Source organism: Desulfobacterales bacterium, from assembly GCA_034003325.1.
Taxonomy (GTDB): domain Bacteria; phylum Desulfobacterota; class Desulfobacteria; order Desulfobacterales; family JAFDDL01; genus JAVEYW01.
Genome location: JAVEYW010000007.1, coordinates 82,723 through 99,864, shown reverse-complemented (window position 1 = coordinate 99,864; position 17,142 = coordinate 82,723). Strand labels below are relative to the sequence as shown.

Genomic DNA, 17,142 nt, shown 5'->3' with positions numbered 1-17,142 from the left:
CACACGCCTATCGAATTTCATCGAGACGGTTAGCTGCCCAGCAGCCCAGCATCCCAGCATCCGGCTTTGCCGGATCACCCGATGACGCGATAACAGGTCAACGGGTGATCCATTCCCTTTACGGCGACCGGCGGCAGGGGATGGGCGGTGATGCGGCTTTCGATCCCTGATGTCTCGGCATATTTTTTCATTTCCCCATAGGTCTCTTCGCTGATCAACGTCTCGCCGCCGGCGGCCAGATGCTGAAGGCGAGAGGCGATATTGACCGCCATGCCCACCGAGGTATATTCCTTTTTTCGCAAGGACCCCAAGACGCCGGATAACACATTCCCCGTTGCGATACCGATGCCGATCTCAAGCCGAAACCGGTTGTTTTCCCGCAAGAGCAGCGCATCTATTTCCTTTGCTTTTTCCTGCATTTTTTGAGCGGCCGACACGGCCTGCACCGGATCTTCCGGCCGAGGGACCGGTGAGCCGAAAACCACCATGATCGCGTCTCCCATATGTTTATCCACCGTGCCGAGATGGTCATAGGCGATTTCTCCCATGGGGGTAAAAAAATGCTCGTTTAAAAAAGCGGCGATCTCTTCCGGCGAAACGCCCTGGGACATGCGCGTGAAATTGCGAATATCCGCAAACAAGACCGAAGCTTCGTGAAAAACTGGCAGTAGGGCGTTCGGTGCTTTCTGAATTTTTTGATAGATCGGCTCGGAAACAAATTGCCGTAAGCGTTTACGGAGACAAATATCGTGAATCTTGGCCCTGAACTCCGTATTATCAAATGGTTTGCTCAAAAAGCCATCAATGCCTTCGTTCGTGGCTTGAATCGCCACCGCCATGGTGGCGTAACCAGTCAGAATAATACGGGTAATTTCGGGATTGATGGCACGAACTTTGATCAGCGTCTCAAGCCCGTTAATGCCCGGCATTTTGTAATCGGTAATGACCGTTGAAATCCGTTGCGGCCGTTGCCGGACAATGCCAAGCCCTTCCTCCCCGTTTTGGGCGGTGAGAAGGGTATAGGCGCTTTTTTTCAATGCGCGTAACACCGAGCGGCGGATGCCTTCCTCGTCATCAATAAATAATAAACAGTTGTCGGGGGGTGTCGGGGTTATTTTGGAGAAAGGCACTGGGGGTTGCATCGTCATGGCGAGCTCCTATTGCAGAAAATGATGAACCAAGGGTCAACATCAGCCGGTACGACAACAACATAACGAATTTTGAATTATAAATTTCGGTCGAAAGCTAATAGCTGATAGCTGATAGCTAATAGCTGATAGCTGATAGCTGATAGCTAACAGCAAACCTCTCCAAAGTCTCCCGATACGCCCTGATCAGCGCCAACCCTTCGGCTTTCGTGGAAAGCTGCTTGATCGATTCGCGAAAGGCACTGCTTTGATGAAGCCCTTTGACAAACCAGCCCAGTCGACTTCGCATCATGCGGCAGGCGTGCAGCTCGCCGAAAAACCGAACCGATAAGGTGAAATACGATTCCATCAGGCCAAAACGGGCCGGCAAATCAAGCTCCGGGGGCGTCTTTTTTTGTAATAACGCATTAATCTGATTAAAAATCAATGGATTGTTCATGGCTGCGCGGCCGATCATTACACCGTCGCAACCGGTCTCCGCCATCATGGACAGGGCGTCTTCAGCACAGAGAATATCGCCGTTGCCGATGATGGGAATGCGTGCTTGCGCTTTTAGCATACGGATAATCGATCGATCCGCTGTCCCGCGAAAGCCCTGTGTGGCGGTTCGTGAATGAACGGCGATGGCGTCCACGCCACAACCCTCGGCAATGCGGGCGATTTCAAGGGCTTGCTGCCCGGACGGCTCCCATCCGGTCCGAATTTTGATGGTCAGCGGTATGGTAATGGCTTGGCGGACGGCCGTCAATATTTTTTCGGCGATTTCGGGTGTCTTCATCAGTGCCACCCCGGCGCCTGTTTTGACGACTTTTTTGACGGAGCAACCGAAATTGATATCCAGAATCGTTGCCCCGGCACTTTCGACCCTGCGGGCCGCTTCGGCCATGGCCGATGAATCGGACCCGAAAATCTGGATTGAAACGGGTTTTTCTTCAGCCACGGTGGCCAACATGGCAACTGTTTTTTGAGAGCCATAAATCAATCCATTGGCGCTCACCATCTCCGCGCAGACCAATCCGCACCCCGCCTGCTTAATCATCAGGCGAAAGGGAAGGTTCGTTATTCCGGCCAGGGGCGCCAGCACCGTGTTGTCCTGAAGGCTTACCGACCCGATTTTCATTTGGCGCATCCTTCCGCCGGGGATGAGCGCAAGGCGGTCTTTTCAGGCGGCGGGGCCGGGTTGGCATAGCAAAACAGGCAATTGTGAAAGCAGGGATGAAGATCATAACTGCCGATATCCACCGAGACCTTGCAGTTACATCCGAAGGTGGTTCGCTGGCCCGTATCCTTTTTAATTGAGAGTCGCCCGCCGAAAAGCTGCATCAAAAGATCATTGGGGATACAGGCACCGTTGGTAATGCCGCTGGTTGAGGGAAGGGATTGGATCAGGTCGTTTTCGCAACAAGTCTGAAGTTGTATGCTCATCGCGTTTAGCTTTTGGTGCATGGCGAGAATCCGTTCCGTTTGTTCCGCGATGGAAAAGGTCGTGAAGCGGATGTCTGAATTTCGGGCGGTTCTGCGTTTGATTTTGGGATAAAGGTCCATAAAACTGGTAATGCATCGGGTAAGGCCGCAACTATTTGCGTGTTCGGCAATCCGGTCAAAATCTTTTAAATTATCGGTTGGCGCGCCGGACCCGGTTTGATAGCGGCATATCGGATCAAACCGCCAGGAGATGGCTTCGGCCGGGTTGGTTTGTGTGAGCGCCGATAATTGCTGCAGCCTGGTTGAAAGCAGCGGCACATGGGGTTCCAGTGCCGTTGATTCGGAGTTGATCGTGAAGTTGAAAAAAAGATGAAACCCCATTTGCTTTAAGGTGCGCTCGTAGCCGCCTTGAATAAAAGGGCCGAAATTTTTCGACCAGAAAACAATCGTGTGAACCGTATCCGTAGTGGCGGGAACCTGGCGTGTGCGGCCGTTATACGGGTTTTTAACCTCAAAGACGCCTGCGGTTATTCCCGCCATGAACCAATCCATGTAAAAGGCTGGAATATCGGTTCTGCGTGAGGCGGAAAGTACGATTTTGGGTGGTGTCTTCATTGCCCCCATCGGCTATGGTCATGGTTACGGCCACGCCAGGGTATTTTTTCCAGACCGGCAGGAACTCGCTGTCGCTCAAACAGCCTGCCGCTCTTCCAAAACCCCCCTGGCGCGGCCTCCCTGCCGTGGAAAATTGGCCGAAACGATGATCAAGGCCTTTTCATTGATTGGTGATACCCTGACCCCTAAGACGAATTTTTTCTTAGATCCGCAAAGCTGATCACTGTTGCCTTATCGGTCTTCTTCTTTTTGGATGCCGGTTTCTTTTCTTTTTTGGTATCCTGTCCGATGATATCGGGCTCGGCCGGGCACTCGATACGCTCCAGACGCATTTTTTTGCCGTTCATGGTAAAGGGCTCCCCGTTGATATAGGCATCCCTTAATATCCAAGTGACGACATGAAGGGGAATTTGCAGCATCAGCAGTTTCAGATGGTACCAGTCCGGTTTGGAATCCGGCAGAATGCTTTCAACCCTTGCAAAGCAAAGTGGTGAGCCCTCAAAATAAATTAAGACAATATCATTTTCATAGGTTGTCATGGTACAAGATCCCTTTTTGTTCCCAAGCTTTTTAACGGCTCGTTGAATCAGTGCCCATTCGTAATAGGCGCTCTATTATTTGGGTCCATCGCTGGTGCAATCCTTTTCTTGTGGGCACTTGCAGCGTGCTCTTCAGATATCCCATTGTCAGGCTTTTCGCAAGCGCGGTACTTCATTACGGACTTGATTTCATCGGGGCCAGGGGCGTAAAGAAAGACATCTGTTTTAACGAATAGGTCTTACGGGGCACTTTCCCGGGAAAGGCCGAAAAAAGGAGTTTTTATGAACATGAAAAACCGAAAAACCGGCCCGTATATTAATGAGGGGATTGACGCATTAAGGAAAAAAGGAAGCCGAATCATTACGGAGGGAAAGACAAAGCATCCCCCGGCCGCGCTGATGAAGGCCGCTGGTGTGATCGGGCGTCTGGGGGATTTTCAAAAACGGTTTGTTACCGTGATCAATTCTTATACCACCCACATTCCCGGGCATGCCCATTTGAATGTTCTGGGCGATATTCTGTGCCGGGAATTGGAACAACTGGGGTTTAACGTGTGGTATGCCCATATCGGCTCAGCCATCTGTGATGGAATCGCAATGGGGCATTTCGGGATGAAATACTCCCTGCCTTCCAGGGAACTCATCACGGACCAGATCGAATCGGTGATTACGGCGCACCCGTGTGACGCCTGGATCGGAGTCGGCAATTGTGACAAGATCGGCCCCGGCATGCTGAACGCCATGGCTCGGTTGAACCTTCCGGCCGTCTATGTTTCCGGCGGTCCCATGCTGGCCAGCAAGGCCGGGGGGGATTTTATCACCGTATACGAAGGTGTCGGCAAGCGGGCTATCGGCAAAATGACGGAAAAAGAACTCGATGACCTCGCCGAGACCAGTTGCCCCGGATGCGGCTCCTGCGCGGGCATGTTTACGGCAAACTCCATGAATTGCCTGGCTGAGGCCGTGGGCCTGGCCCTTCCCGGAAACGGCACCATTCCGGCGGAAGTCTGGGCTGATGAAGAGAAAACCCGAACCCGGTTAAATCCGGAACGCATCGCATTGATCAAGGCCGCCGCCGGCGTGATTCACTATTGCCTTGAAAATGATATTCGGCCCGCGGACATTATTACCGAGGCGGCCATCGATAACGCCTTTATGGCGGACATGGCCATGGGCGGCAGCACCAATACGGTGCTCCATACCCTGGCCCTGGCTTCGGCTGCAGGAGTTTCCTATGATCTGGCGCGCATCAACGAATTGTCGGCTCGGACACCGTGCATTTGCAAGGTCTCTCCTTCCCGGCCCGATGTGCACCTGGAGGATGTCCACCAAGCAGGCGGTATTCCGACCATATTAAAGGAAATATCCGTTCATGCCGGGGGAGGGGTGTCGCTTGCGGCCCAAACGGTCTACGGCACCCTGGGGGACGCCGTCAGCCCGGCCGGTTCGCCGGATGGAGACATCATCCGGCCCGTGAAAGACGCATTTACCAAGGACGGCGGCCTGGCCGTGCTCTTCGGCAATATTGCGCCGAAGGGTGCCGTGGTGAAGCTGGCCGGGGTGGAACGGGACATGATGATATTTGAAGGCCCGGCTGTTCTTTACGAGTCCCAGGAAGAGGCGCTTTCCGGAATTCTTGAGGGCAAGGTCAAGGATGGGGATGTGGTGGTCATTCGATATGAGGGCCCCAAGGGCGGCCCCGGCATGCAGGAAATGCTTGCGCCCACGGCCGCCATTACCGGCGCCGGGTTGAAAACCGCGCTCATTACGGACGGCCGGTTTTCCGGCGGCACGCGGGGGCTTTGCATCGGCCATATTTCTCCGGAAGCGGCTGCGGGCGGTCCCATTGCGGCCATACAATCCGGGGATCGCATTCGAATCGATGCCGAAAACAGAAGGATTGAGCTGCTGCTTCCCGAAGTGGCGCTCACCCGGCGCATGGCCCAGTTGCCGCCCTTTGAACCCAAGGTCAAACACGGGTGGCTGGCGCGGTATTTATCCCATGTCACCTCCGCGGACAAGGGTGCAGTTTTTGATATTTAGGCCCTCTATCAGAAATATGCACGCTTTTGCGTGTATATTCACTGAAGGTGGAAGATGGTTTTATGCCTCCCAGCATCCCAGCCTTCCAGCTTCCGGCTTTGCCGGATTAGGTGTGTTAGCGTGTGTAACGGGTGCCCCCCCGAAATAAAAAGGCCTCCAAATGGAGGCCTTTTTTACTGATGAGGCATTCAACGGGTTAACCGTTTTCTTTTTCAAACGTTTTCATAAAATCAACGAGCGCTTCAACGGCCTTTAAGGGCGTGGGATTGTATATGGAGGCACGGCATCCGCCGACCGACCGATGGCCTTTTAGACCGCCGAACCCGTTTTTCCCGGCCGCTTCAATAAACCGTTTTTCAAGCTCCTCCGTAGGCAGCCGGAACGTGACATTCATTTTCGAGCGGCTGTCCGGATCGGCCGTTGCCCTGTAAAATTCGGTGGCATCCATATAGCCGTAGAGGGCATTGGCTTTTCGATCGTTCAGCTGGGACATTTTATCCAACCCCCCGATTTCCTCTTCAAGCCACTTGGTGACCAGTTGAACCGTATAGACGGCAAAGCACGGCGGCGTGTTGTACATGGAGTTGTCGGCTGCAAACGTGGTGTATTTCAGCATGGTCGGCAGATTTTCGGGCACTCTTGCCAGCATGTCCTTTCGAATAATGACGACACAGACCCCGGCGGGTCCCATGTTTTTTTGCGCACCGGCATAAATGAGACCAAAGGGGTTGGGATCAAAGGGCCGGCTTAAAATATCCGAAGACATATCCGCCACCAGGGGGACATTGCCCGTATTCGGCATGGTCGCCCACTGGGTGCCTTTGATGGTGTTGTTGGTGGTGATATGGACATAGGCGGCATCCGGACTGAACGAAATGTTTTTGGGAATATAACAAAAATTCCGGTCTTCCGATGAGGCGGCCACCCGGACGGATTTACCCTGAATTTTGACCTCTTTGATGGCCTTGGTGGCCCAGGTGCCGGTGTTGACGTAATCGGCGGATTGGTTCGGCGGCAAGAGATTCATGGGGATCATGAAAAACTGAGTGCTGGCGCCGCCCTGCAGGAAGAGGACGTCAAAATCGTCGGAAAGGGATAACAGGCGTTTAATTCGCGTCACGGCGTCGTTGATGACGTCATCGAACCATTTGGAGCGATGGCTGACTTCCACGATTGACATGCCCGATCCCTTGAAATTTAAAAAGGATGCTTGAATCTCTTCCAGAACCGATACCGGCAAGGCAGCCGGTCCGGCGTTAAAATTGTATATTCGATGTTCCGTCATAAGGTTTCCTCCGGGTAACTCTATTGTATTTTGAATGTTCCGTGTGCTTTTTGCAGGGCTATTACTTATGAATTATGGGGGGATTTAGTCAAGTTCTATTTTGTTTTCCCGTTGGGAGAACAGCCATTCCATAACCGTGCACGAGCATGTGTACGTTCACGTTTACGGGGTTAAACACTGCCCTTTGTGATACCATCGGTGATGAACAGCTCCGAGTACGGTTTCTTGAAGGTGACAATGAATGGTTGCAGCGCCAAACGCGTTGGGTTAATATCAAAATCATTTCTCATCAACTCTCGGGGAATTTATGCCATGGCCAAGACGCTTTATTGGATTCAAGGCGGCAGTTGCGGCGGCGATACCTGGTCGCTCTTCAACGCGGAAACCCCTGACATCATTCAACTCTTCGAATCGTTGGGCATTGATATTCTCTGGCACCAGGCCCTTTGGATGGCTAGGCCCGCGGTGGTCGAGGATCTCAACCGGCGAATTTTATCCGGAGAGCAACGCCTCGATATATTATGCGTCGAGGGGGCGGTGATTCACGGTCCTAACGGTACCGGCCGCTTTGACATGTTGCCCGGCGGTCCGAAAAAAGACATCATCAAGGCATTGGCTCAAAAAGCGCGGTATGTGATCGCGGTGGGAACCTGCGCCAGTTTCGGCGGTATCGGCATTGACAGCCCCACCATGGCGGGTGGCCTGCAATTTACCAAATGGGAAATGGGCGGGCTTTTGGGCCAGCAATGGCGTTCATTCGCCGATTACCCCGTTATCAATTTACCGGGGTGTCCCTGTCATTGCGATGTGATGGTCGGCACACTTTCCGCGATAGCTGAAGAGGCGCCCTTAACCCTGGGGCACTACAATACGCCCGTTGACTGGTACGGCATCATGGTGCATCAGGGGTGTACCCGTAACGAGTATCATGAATACCGGGTGGAGGAAAAAAAATTCGGTGAAAAAGGGTGCCTGTTTTTTTATATGGGATGCCATGGCCCGCTGGTAACCGGGCCGTGCAACAAGGCCCTGTGGAATCGCCGGTCGTCCAAAACACGGGTGGGGGTTCCCTGCTTTGGGTGCACGAGTCCGGATTTTCCCCACCTGTACCCGTTTTTTGAGACCCGCAATATCGAAGGCATTCCCATTGAGTTGCCCGATGGCGTCAGCCGGGCCCATTACATGGCCTATAAGGGAATGGCCGCCGCCGCTGCGCCGAAGAGACTCATAAAGCGCAAGACCGGTATCTGATCATTTTACATGCAACCCAATGCGTTGCGTTCTTGCCGTCAAACGCGAGGAATAACCACTCGGAGTGAATGAAACCCCATGACAATTATAAAGAAGATACTCCCGTTGAACCGGGTGGAAGGCGACATCGAGATTCATTTTGAACTGGATGAGAACCACCGGGTCACGGATGCCCGCAGTGTCGGCACCTTGTATCGGGGCATTGAAAATCTGATGACGGGCCGGGCGCCGCTGGACAGTCTTGTCATAACGCCTAGAATCTGCGGTATTTGCACCACTGCTCACTTGAACGCGGCTGCCAAGGCGCTGGATATGGCTTTTTCCGTCCGCGTGCCGGATAATGCGCAGCGGTTGCGCAATGTGACGTTACTGGTTGAGCATATTCAAAATGATCTGCGGCATTTTTTTTTATTGTTCATGCCGGATTGCACCCGAACTCCTTATAAAGACCATCCCATGCATGGTGAAGCCTTGCACCGCTTTCGCGTGTTGAAAGGCGAAAGCACCATTCAGATTGTTCAGGAAACAAAAAAAATAATCGAAATTATCGCTATTCTGGGTGGTCAATGGCCCCATTCCTCTTTTATGGTGCCCGGCGGTGTTGTTTCCGTGCCGAGCAGCAATGATATTTTCCAGTGTCGCCATATTCTGCGGAATTTTGTAAAATGGTATGAACGGCGGGTGCTCGGATGCACCATTGCCCGCTGGCAAGAAGTAATCACCCGAAAGGATCTGGAGGCTTGGCTCGGCGAGTCCCCCTTGCATCAACAAAGTGAGCTTGGCTTTTTTATTCAATTCGCCTTAAGTGCCGGGCTGGATCAACTCGGCCGCGGATGCGAGACCTTTATCAGTTGCGGCGGGCCGGAACTGCCGGCGCAAACGCACGTAAAAGGGGTTGGCGGCGGCAATTCGTTTTTGCCGTCCGGGCTCTTTTCTTCGGATGGCCTATCGCCCTTTGATCAACAGCACATTGCCGAAGATATTTCCTGCGCGTTTTACCACGGTACCACCAGCCATCCGTTCGAAGGCCGAACCATGCCCGATCTGGACGATGCCGGCGGCCGCAAATACTCCTGGGCAAAAGCCCCCCGATACAACGGGAAACCGGCGGAAACCGGCCCGCTGGCCGACTTGCTGGTGGCCGGCATGCCTCTTTTTGTTGAATTGAATCGCACGATAGGGGCCAGTGTGTTTCTGCGGGAGTTTGCCCGGTTGGTGCGGCCGGCCCTCTTGTTACCCGCCATTGAACAGTGGTTGAGAGAAATGGCCGATTGCAGCTCCACTTTTTTCCAGGATTATCCGGTCAGTGATGCCGCAAAGGGATACGGCCTGGTGCTGGCCTCCCGCGGCATTTTGGGGCATTGGGTAAGGATTGAGGACGGAAAGGTTGCCAACTACCAGGTGATTACGCCCACGGCCTGGAATGCATCCCCCATGGACGCCAAAGGCGTGCATGGGCCCTGCGAGCAGGCGATTATCGGCACCCGGGTTCATGATCCGGACGACCCGGTGGCGGTCGAACAAATCGTGCGTTCCTTTGATCCGTGCCTGGTGTGCACGGTGCATGCCGTCGATTTAAGATAAAGAAAAAGTCCCAAAGGTGTCGATGCGATGATAACGCTATCCTCATTATCGGAGACGCAAAAGCGCCCTTCCATTTACCCCGGGCGCCATTGGCCCGAAAGCTGCTGCCTCCTGTTTGATGCCGCGCATTGCCCATTGCAGCACCTGATCGTGGAAAACGAGATTTTTAAAGAAGAAATACGCACCTCCCGCGAGTCGGCCGAAATCACCGCCAGCTTGGTGGTCAAGCAGTTTGAAGAAACCGAACGCATACTGGCGCGCTTTCAGGTGGCCAACGCTCAGCGAAAGGCCGTGCTCGATTCCGCCGCCAATATCGCCATTCTCGCCACGGACCGAACCGGCACGATTATCGTTTTTAACCGGGGGGCGGAAAACCTGCTCGGTTACAAGGCACGGGAGGTGATTGGCCTTCAAACCCCGCTTATTTTTCATCTGCCCAATGAAATTGAGGCGCGTGCTGAAGCACTGATTGCCGAATTTCAAGAAGCGATGCAGGGAATGGACGTCTTTTTCTTATATGCCAAGCTGGGGTGGCACGAGCAGCTTGAATGGACCTATGTGCATAAAGACGGCCACACCTTCCCGGTGACGCTGTCCATCAACCCGTTACGGGACACGGACGGGGTTTTGAACGGCGTTTTATGCATTGCCTCCGACATCACGGACAAACGGCGGTCCGAACAGGCCCTGAAGGAAAGTGAGCGGAATTACCGGTTATTGCTGAACAACATTCCCAATATCGTGTTTAAATCCTATGTGGATGGATCGATAGACTTTTTTGATAATAAGATCGAAGCGATGACGGGTTACAGCAAAGAAGACTTTCTATCCCGAAAGCTCAAATGGCCGGATTTGATTCTTGCCGAAGATCGGGAGATTGCAAAATCAAAATTCGTTAAGGCCCTCAAGGGTGACCGCCAGTACATTCGAGAATATCGTATTCGGAAAAAAGATGGTGATTCCCTATGGATTCAGGCCAGCAGCCAGATTGTTTGCGATGCCAGCGGAAACATCGACTTTATCAGCGGTGCTTTTCTCGATATCACCGAGCGAAAGGCCGCGGAGGCCGCCCTGCACGATTCCGAGGAAAAATATCGCTCTTTGTTTGATAGCGGCCCCAACCCTATTTTTGTCCTTGATCCCGCCACGCAAAAAATCCTGGATGTCAATCCGTCGGCGATCGAGACTTACGGCTACGAAAAGGACGAGTTGCTTGGCCGCTATTTCAGTGAGTTAGGTGAATTTGAACTTCCTCCGGAGCAAGGCCTGGGCATGGATGTGGAAGAAAACGGGTTAACCGGCTGTTTGATCGAGCAAAAAACACGCCATCGCAAAAAGGACGGCACGCCGTTCTATTTACGGGTCAAAGCCTGTCCCATTAAATACGGGGACCGGCAGGCCATCATTCTGGCGGCTACCGACATCACGGAAGCCATTGAGCGGGATGCGCAACTCTTTCAGTCGAGCAAAATGAAAACGCTGGGTGAAATGTCGGCCGGCATCGCCCATGAACTGACCCAACCGCTGAATGCCATTAAAATCGGCAACGATTATCTCAAGCGCCTGATCGCCCAAGGCAAGACGGTTAGTCCCGAGGACTTGGACCGGGTGGCCTCGGCGGTCACGTCCCAGGTGCAGCGAGCCTCCGACATCATCAACCGGTTGCGCGAATTCGGCAGACGGCCGGATTTCAAAAAGGAGCCGGTGAACCTCAATACCGTTATTACCAATGTGATGCAGATTATTGGGCAGCAGCTCATTTTAAATAATATCCGTGTCGTTTATGATCTCGATGTTGCGTTGCCGACGATATTGGCCAATCATAACCGCATGGAACAGGTGGTGTTCAACCTGGTCAGCAATGCCCGCGATGCCATTGAGCAATTGCCGGGCAACAGCAGCGAGAGCAGCAAAGACCGGAAGATCATGGTGCAGACCTATACCGATGGCGAGGATGTGTTCTGTGCCGTCGAAGATACCGGTGTTGGCATTCCCGATGAGGCGGTGGAGAAAATTTTTGAACCCTTTTTTACCACCAAGGAGGTGGGAAAGGGCATGGGGCTTGGCCTTGCCATCACTTATGGTATTGTGCGCAGTTACGGCGGAACCATTATCGTTAACAGCAAGGTCGGTAAGGGAACGCGCTTTGAACTCAGGTTTGCAAGGAGCGGTTAGCCATTAACCTTTAGCTATCAACTATCAGCTATCAACTATCAGCTATCAGCTATCAGCTATCAGCTATCAACTATCAGCTATCAGCTATCAACTATCAGCTATCAGCTTAGAAAGAAGCACCATAATGACCAAAATACTGATTATCGATGATGAGCGACCCACTCTGCAGATGCTCAGTTTGTTTTTAACCGCCTGCGGATACGAGGTGTTAACGGCGGAGAGCGAAAAAAGCGGCCTGGAAATTTTCAGGCGGGAGCAACCGCCCATCGTGTTGACCGATATCAAAATGCCCGGGAAAGATGGGTTTGCCGTTTTACGGCAAATTAAAGACCTGGCGCCGGCCGCGGAGGTGATTGTGGTAACCGGCCATGGGGATAAGGATTTGGCCCGTCAAGCCCGTGATCTTAAGGCCAGCTATTTCTTCAACAAACCGCTGGACACGGATGCGCTGGATAAAGCCATTAAGGAAATTCTTGCCCGCGCAGGTTAAAAAAAAGGGAAAGAGGAGGAAGTCCTCAGTCCCTTTTGAATGATGCGAAGGATGAAACAAGGGTTTAACGTTTGGAGAACTGGAACCGGGCGCGGGCGCCTTTTTGTCCGTATTTTTTTCGCTCTTTGGCTCTGGGGTCCCGTGTGACAAAACCGGCTTTTTTAAGGGCCGGGCGAAGATCCGGGTCCATTACCATCAGCGCACGGGTGATACCGTGGCGAATGGCACCGGCTTGTCCGGTGATGCCGCCGCCGGTCACGCTGACCCGCACATCAATTGAATCTCGATTATTGGTAAGCACGAGCGGTTGTAACGTAATGGTTTTGGCCGTTTCAAATGTGAAATAGTCATCTATATTCCGGCCATTTACGATAATCTGACCGGACCCGGCTTTTATCCATGTTTTGGCGGTAGCGCTTTTTCGTCTTCCGGTGGCATAATAATTTTCTTGCGTCATAACTAACCCCAGTTTTTATCAAATTAAGTTGATTCGGATGAATTAAATGGTTACCGCTTCGGGCTGTTGCGCGGTATGCGGATGGTTCTCACCGGCATAAACATGCAATTTTTTATACAGCCGTCGCCCTAATTTGTTTTTCGGCAACATCCCTTTCACAGCGAACCGAATCACATCTTCCGGTCTTTTTTCAATTAATTTTTTGGCTGTTATGGTTTTTAATCCGCCCATATATCCGCTGTGCCGGTAATAATTTTTTTGTTCAAGTTTTCGACCGGTCATAACGATTTTTTCCGCGTTGACAACGATGACGCTGTCACCGGTATCGGCGTGGGGGGTGTACATGGGATTATGCTTGCCTCTCAAACGGGAGGCTATGGCAGTTGCCAAACGGCCGAGCACGGCGTCTTTTGCGTCGACGACCAGCCATTTGCCCTGATTATCGGAATCTTTTGCACTATACGTATATTTTTTCACAAGGCTCGCTCCTCTTTATCCTCTTTGTAAGAATCCGACTCTATTAAATGATAATGCCCACCCTGTCAAGACAAAATTTGCAGACAAAATTTGCAGGGCTTTGTGCGGACTGCTTTTTCGCGCCCTTTGGCAATCAGGCTTAAGGAGATAAATACCCAACAAAAACATCCTGAGGAAAAGCCGCAATGCTCATGTTGGCCATGCACATTTATTTTCGACAAGATCCAATTTGTATCGAATTGAATTTTAATTTATGATAATTTCGATAAACGATTGGCGGAGGACATCAAATGATCAAAAAAACCAGCACCAAAGAGCAAATATTCCAGCGTATTTTAGGCGTAAAAGAGCAACTTGCATTTTATGGTGTTAAAAATATTGGATTATTCGGGTCATTTGTCCGGGGTGAACAGACGCCCACGAGTGATGTAGATATTCTTGTGGAATTCATTCCTGAACAGCACACCTTCGACAATTTTATGGAAATCGCGTTTCTGCTGGAACAAGTCCTGGGGCGCAGCGTCGAGTTGATTACACCAGAGGCCCTTAGCCCACACATTGGGCCATATATTTTAAGGGAGGTTGAACGTGTCCCTATCGCCGCATGAATATATACATCACATTCTGGACGAAATCGACTATCTCCTAACCCAGATATCGAATATGGATTATGACACATTTGTTAGGAATCCAACGTTAAAGAGGGCCTTCGTTCGAAGTCTTGAGATAATCGGTGAAGCTTCGAAAAAAATACCGGAAGATGTTAAGGCGATGCAACCGGATATCGAGTGGCGCAAGGTCACAGGGATGCGAGATAGGCTTATCCACGATTATTTTGGGGTTGATTACACCATAGTCTGGGATGTTGTGACAACCAAGCTCCCAGATCTTCGCCCGAAAATCAAGACACTGCTTGACGCAACAGAATAATCCAAACATCCTGCGGACAAGCCGCAATGTTCATGTTGGCACCGGACTCAAAAACCGGACCCCTGAATAAAAGTCGCAGCGTGCCGGTGATGAGAACCGACGCCCGAGATTCAATTCAATCGGCTGCCAGGTGTTTGAGTTTCGATAATTCATTCCATGAGAACGGTTTCTTGCTGCATGGAAAGATCGCATTATTACAAAAGATGGGGTCTGCCGCGAGGTCGTAGCGAGAGCTTGCCACCGCTCGGGGCCATAGGCGGGTATGCGGAATGGGTGTGTAATGGGCTGGAATAGGAGATATGCCGGTTTTGTGAACCATTTGAATGGAGGCTTCAATCTCGGCCGTATCCTGGTCCGGAAGTCCGACCAGGAGATAAGCGCCCACCTGTTCTTTTGAAAATCCGGCTTCCATCAGGTGGTAAACCGCTTGGTGAAACTCGGTCGCACTTGTTTTATGATCCAGATTTTCCCGGGTGGCATCCCGGTAGGTTTCAAGGCCCAGCCGAATGGTTTTAAAACCGGCGTACGCCATAAGGTGCGCGATTTTCGAGGTGATGCCGCGGATGTGAACGGCATTGGGGGTGTGAAAACTTAAGGGATGCCCCAGCGCGATGATCTTTTCGAACAGCGGGATCGCATGCTTTTCGGCATTGACCAGCAGCGCATCATCGTAAAAAGCGAAGTTTTTCACGCCGAAACGCGTGTGCCAATAATCGATTTCGCGTGCCACCGAATCCGGGCTGCGCGTGTCGTATCCGGTATAAAGCATTTTCGAAGCGCAATAGGCGCAGTCAAACGGGCAGCCTCTGGACGTCAGTAGCGGAATGTAGTTGATGTGATGTTGCAGGTCGAACGCGGGATGGGGATAGGCGTCAAGATCTTCAAGGTTGAAATTGGCGGTTGCCCGCCAGCCCGTAAATTCGAAGACGATGTCGAGAAGGTTCTTTTCCGTCGCACCGGCTGCGACCTTATCCGCACCGCTGTGCGCGCGCGCGTGATCCGGGCAAAGGGTGGCATAAATGCCGCCCAGAACAACGGGTGTTTTCGGAAAAATTTGTTTTATGAGCGAGATGGTTTCTTGAACACCGGGGTACCAATAGGTCATCAGCGAGGTGACCAGAACCAGATTCGGCGGCGCGATCGCCCGCAGATCGGCTTTAAACCAGGAAGGATCGATGCCGTACCGGGAGTATTGGCGGCGAATGTCGAGGAGGCCGGGTGGTGCCGGCAGCGGGGTTTTCCGGTAAGGGCCGCGGCCGCCCCGGGCATCGGGATTTGCCGGCGCCGCCTTGGGATGGAACCGGTCCAGACAATCGATATAACTGACCTTCGCGCCATGGGCCCTTAACATAGCGGCCAGCAGCAGCAATCCATAAGGCTTTGCCCAGACATCATAAGCGGCAAAATCATGAATCCACGGATTGACGAGCAAAATATGCGGCGGCGGTTTCACGAGTAGACCCTTTATCAGAAACATGCACGAAAAAGCGTGTATCATTGGAGAAGGTTGTTAGCATCCCAGCATCCCAGCCGCCCAACCGCCCAGCTTCCGGCTTTGCCGGGTTAGGTTATATCGTGTCCAGTTTATCGTCATGAAGCGGTTTACCGGCGGGTGCGCCGATCTTGCCGGGAAACAGGCGCCCGATACTCTCCGGGGTGGCCTTGCAAATGCCCTTTTCCGTGATAAAGGCCGTTACCAGTCGGGCCGGCGTCACGTCAAAGGCGTAATTGGCGGCCGGACTGGTTGCCGGCGGAATAAGCACCGATGTTGTTTCGCCGTTATGGAAACCGGTGACGTATCTGACTTCATCCGGGTTGCGCGCTTCAATGGGAATATCATGAATTCCGTCCGAAATTTGCCAGTCAAAGGTGCTGGACGGCAGCGCCACATAAAAGGGAATATGATTATCTTTGGCGGCCAGGGCTTTTAGATAGGTGCCGATCTTGTTGGCCACATCTCCGGTGTAGGTGGTCCGGTCCGTGCCGACGATCACCATGTCCACCATGCCGTGTTGCATGAGATGGCCGCCCGCGTTATCCGTGATGACCGTGTGGGCGATGCCGCATTTGCCGAGTTCCCAGGCGGTGAGCCGTGCGCCTTGATTTAAGGGGCGTGTCTCGTCCACCCATACGTGCACATCGATGCCGGCTTGCGCAGCCGCGTAAATCGGCGCGGTGGCGGTGCCGTATTCCACACAGGCCAGCCAGCCCGCGTTGCAATGGGTCAGAATGTTGACCGTGCCCCCGCCTTTTTTCGCGCGGGCCTCGGCAACCAACTTCAGGCCGTGGGCGCCGATCTCTTTGCAATTGACGGCTTCTTCCTCGGCGAGAAGACCTGCTTCCGCGCGGGCGATGTCGATGCATTCGCGTTGCCAGCGGGCGCTTGTTACGGCCCGGCGCATTCGGTCAACAGCCCAGGCGAGATTAACGGCCGTGGGGCGGGCATCTCGAATGCGCCGGCACGCCTCGGTCAGGCGTTGCGAAAATTCCCGTCCGTCCGGTATGTTTTTGGCGGCGATGAACACGCCGTAGGCGGCGGTAACGCCGATCAACGGCGCGCCCCGCACCACCATTTCCTTGATGGCGGTGATGACATTCTCCACGGTGTGAAGTTCCAGAATGACCAGTTCATGGGGAAGTTGTCGCTGATCAATGACCTTGACGGTGTCGGTGGCGTTATCGAGCCAAATGGGGCGCATCTGTTTTTCGTCCACAAGCATCCG

General features: G+C 52.7%; 16 protein-coding genes. 7 read left to right on the top strand and 9 right to left on the bottom strand.

Annotated elements, in window-relative coordinates:
* Nucleotides 1-74: 74 nt before the first annotated feature.
* From RBT11_09385 to RBT11_09370, 4 genes are all read right to left on the bottom strand, one after another.
* Nucleotides 75-1,148, bottom strand: coding sequence for an adenylate/guanylate cyclase domain-containing protein (locus tag RBT11_09385; GenBank protein MDX9786977.1), 1,074 nt, complete (start codon nt 1,146-1,148; stop codon nt 75-77).
* A 118-nt stretch (nt 1,149-1,266) separates the two neighbouring features.
* Nucleotides 1,267-2,268 carry a tRNA dihydrouridine synthase DusB gene (gene dusB / locus RBT11_09380; protein MDX9786976.1) on the bottom strand — a complete coding sequence of 334 codons (1,002 nt, stop codon included), beginning with the start codon at nt 2,266-2,268 and terminating at the stop codon, nt 1,267-1,269.
* On the bottom strand, nt 2,265-3,188 hold the full coding sequence (locus tag RBT11_09375; GenBank protein MDX9786975.1) for a DUF1848 family protein: 924 nt from the start codon (nt 3,186-3,188) through the stop codon (nt 2,265-2,267). The genes dusB and RBT11_09375 overlap by 4 nt, the downstream gene beginning before the upstream one ends.
* Nucleotides 3,189-3,373: 185 nt before the next feature.
* Complete coding sequence (locus tag RBT11_09370; protein ID MDX9786974.1) at nt 3,374-3,727, bottom strand: hypothetical protein; 354 nt, start codon at nt 3,725-3,727, stop codon at nt 3,374-3,376.
* Nucleotides 3,728-4,009: 282 nt separating this feature from the next.
* On the opposite strand from RBT11_09370, the gene ilvD reads away from it, so the two are divergent.
* Entirely contained in the window at nt 4,010-5,770 is a 1,761-nt protein-coding gene (gene ilvD / locus RBT11_09365; protein ID MDX9786973.1) for a dihydroxy-acid dehydratase, read from the top strand.
* 196 nt (nt 5,771-5,966) lie between these two features.
* Here ilvD and serC read toward each other — a convergent pair whose 3' ends face one another.
* Nucleotides 5,967-7,055 (bottom strand): 3-phosphoserine/phosphohydroxythreonine transaminase, encoded by a 1,089-nt coding sequence (gene serC / locus RBT11_09360; GenBank protein ID MDX9786972.1) that lies wholly within the window; start codon nt 7,053-7,055, stop codon nt 5,967-5,969.
* A gap of 312 nt (nt 7,056-7,367) precedes the next feature.
* Here serC and RBT11_09355 point away from each other — a divergent pair, with 312 nt between their 5' ends.
* The 4 genes from RBT11_09355 (at nt 7,368) to RBT11_09340 (ending at nt 12,555) form a co-directional block, all read left to right on the top strand.
* Nucleotides 7,368-8,306 (top strand): NADH:ubiquinone oxidoreductase, encoded by a 939-nt coding sequence (locus RBT11_09355; protein ID MDX9786971.1) that lies wholly within the window; start codon nt 7,368-7,370, stop codon nt 8,304-8,306.
* Nucleotides 8,307-8,384: 78 nt separating this feature from the next.
* On the top strand, nt 8,385-9,890 hold the full coding sequence (locus RBT11_09350; protein MDX9786970.1) for a nickel-dependent hydrogenase large subunit: 1,506 nt from the start codon (nt 8,385-8,387) through the stop codon (nt 9,888-9,890).
* Between the two features lie 27 nt (nt 9,891-9,917).
* Nucleotides 9,918-12,065 carry a PAS domain S-box protein gene (locus RBT11_09345; GenBank protein ID MDX9786969.1) on the top strand — a complete coding sequence of 716 codons (2,148 nt, stop codon included), beginning with the start codon at nt 9,918-9,920 and terminating at the stop codon, nt 12,063-12,065.
* 124 nt (nt 12,066-12,189) lie between these two features.
* Nucleotides 12,190-12,555: a response regulator gene (locus RBT11_09340; protein ID MDX9786968.1), complete on the top strand. Its 366-nt coding sequence runs from the start codon at nt 12,190-12,192 to the stop codon at nt 12,553-12,555.
* A gap of 64 nt (nt 12,556-12,619) precedes the next feature.
* Here the strand turns inward: RBT11_09340 and rpsI are convergent, their stop codons facing one another.
* Nucleotides 12,620-13,012: a 30S ribosomal protein S9 gene (gene rpsI / locus RBT11_09335; GenBank protein MDX9786967.1), complete on the bottom strand. Its 393-nt coding sequence runs from the start codon at nt 13,010-13,012 to the stop codon at nt 12,620-12,622.
* A gap of 42 nt (nt 13,013-13,054) precedes the next feature.
* Nucleotides 13,055-13,489, bottom strand: coding sequence for a 50S ribosomal protein L13 (gene rplM / locus RBT11_09330; protein MDX9786966.1), 435 nt, complete (start codon nt 13,487-13,489; stop codon nt 13,055-13,057).
* A gap of 290 nt (nt 13,490-13,779) precedes the next feature.
* On the opposite strand from rplM, the gene RBT11_09325 reads away from it, so the two are divergent.
* Together RBT11_09325 and RBT11_09320 are read left to right on the top strand one after the other, a co-directional pair.
* Nucleotides 13,780-14,097, top strand: coding sequence for a nucleotidyltransferase family protein (locus RBT11_09325; GenBank protein MDX9786965.1), 318 nt, complete (start codon nt 13,780-13,782; stop codon nt 14,095-14,097).
* Nucleotides 14,078-14,419, top strand: coding sequence for a DUF86 domain-containing protein (locus RBT11_09320; protein ID MDX9786964.1), 342 nt, complete (start codon nt 14,078-14,080; stop codon nt 14,417-14,419). The genes RBT11_09325 and RBT11_09320 overlap by 20 nt, the downstream gene beginning before the upstream one ends.
* A 115-nt stretch (nt 14,420-14,534) precedes the next feature.
* Here RBT11_09320 and RBT11_09315 read toward each other — a convergent pair whose 3' ends face one another.
* Nucleotides 14,535-15,872 carry a radical SAM protein gene (locus RBT11_09315; GenBank protein ID MDX9786963.1) on the bottom strand — a complete coding sequence of 446 codons (1,338 nt, stop codon included), beginning with the start codon at nt 15,870-15,872 and terminating at the stop codon, nt 14,535-14,537.
* Between the two features lie 115 nt (nt 15,873-15,987).
* Complete coding sequence (gene mtnA / locus RBT11_09310) at nt 15,988-17,139, bottom strand: S-methyl-5-thioribose-1-phosphate isomerase (protein MDX9786962.1); 1,152 nt, start codon at nt 17,137-17,139, stop codon at nt 15,988-15,990.
* Nucleotides 17,140-17,142: the final 3 nt, after the last annotated feature.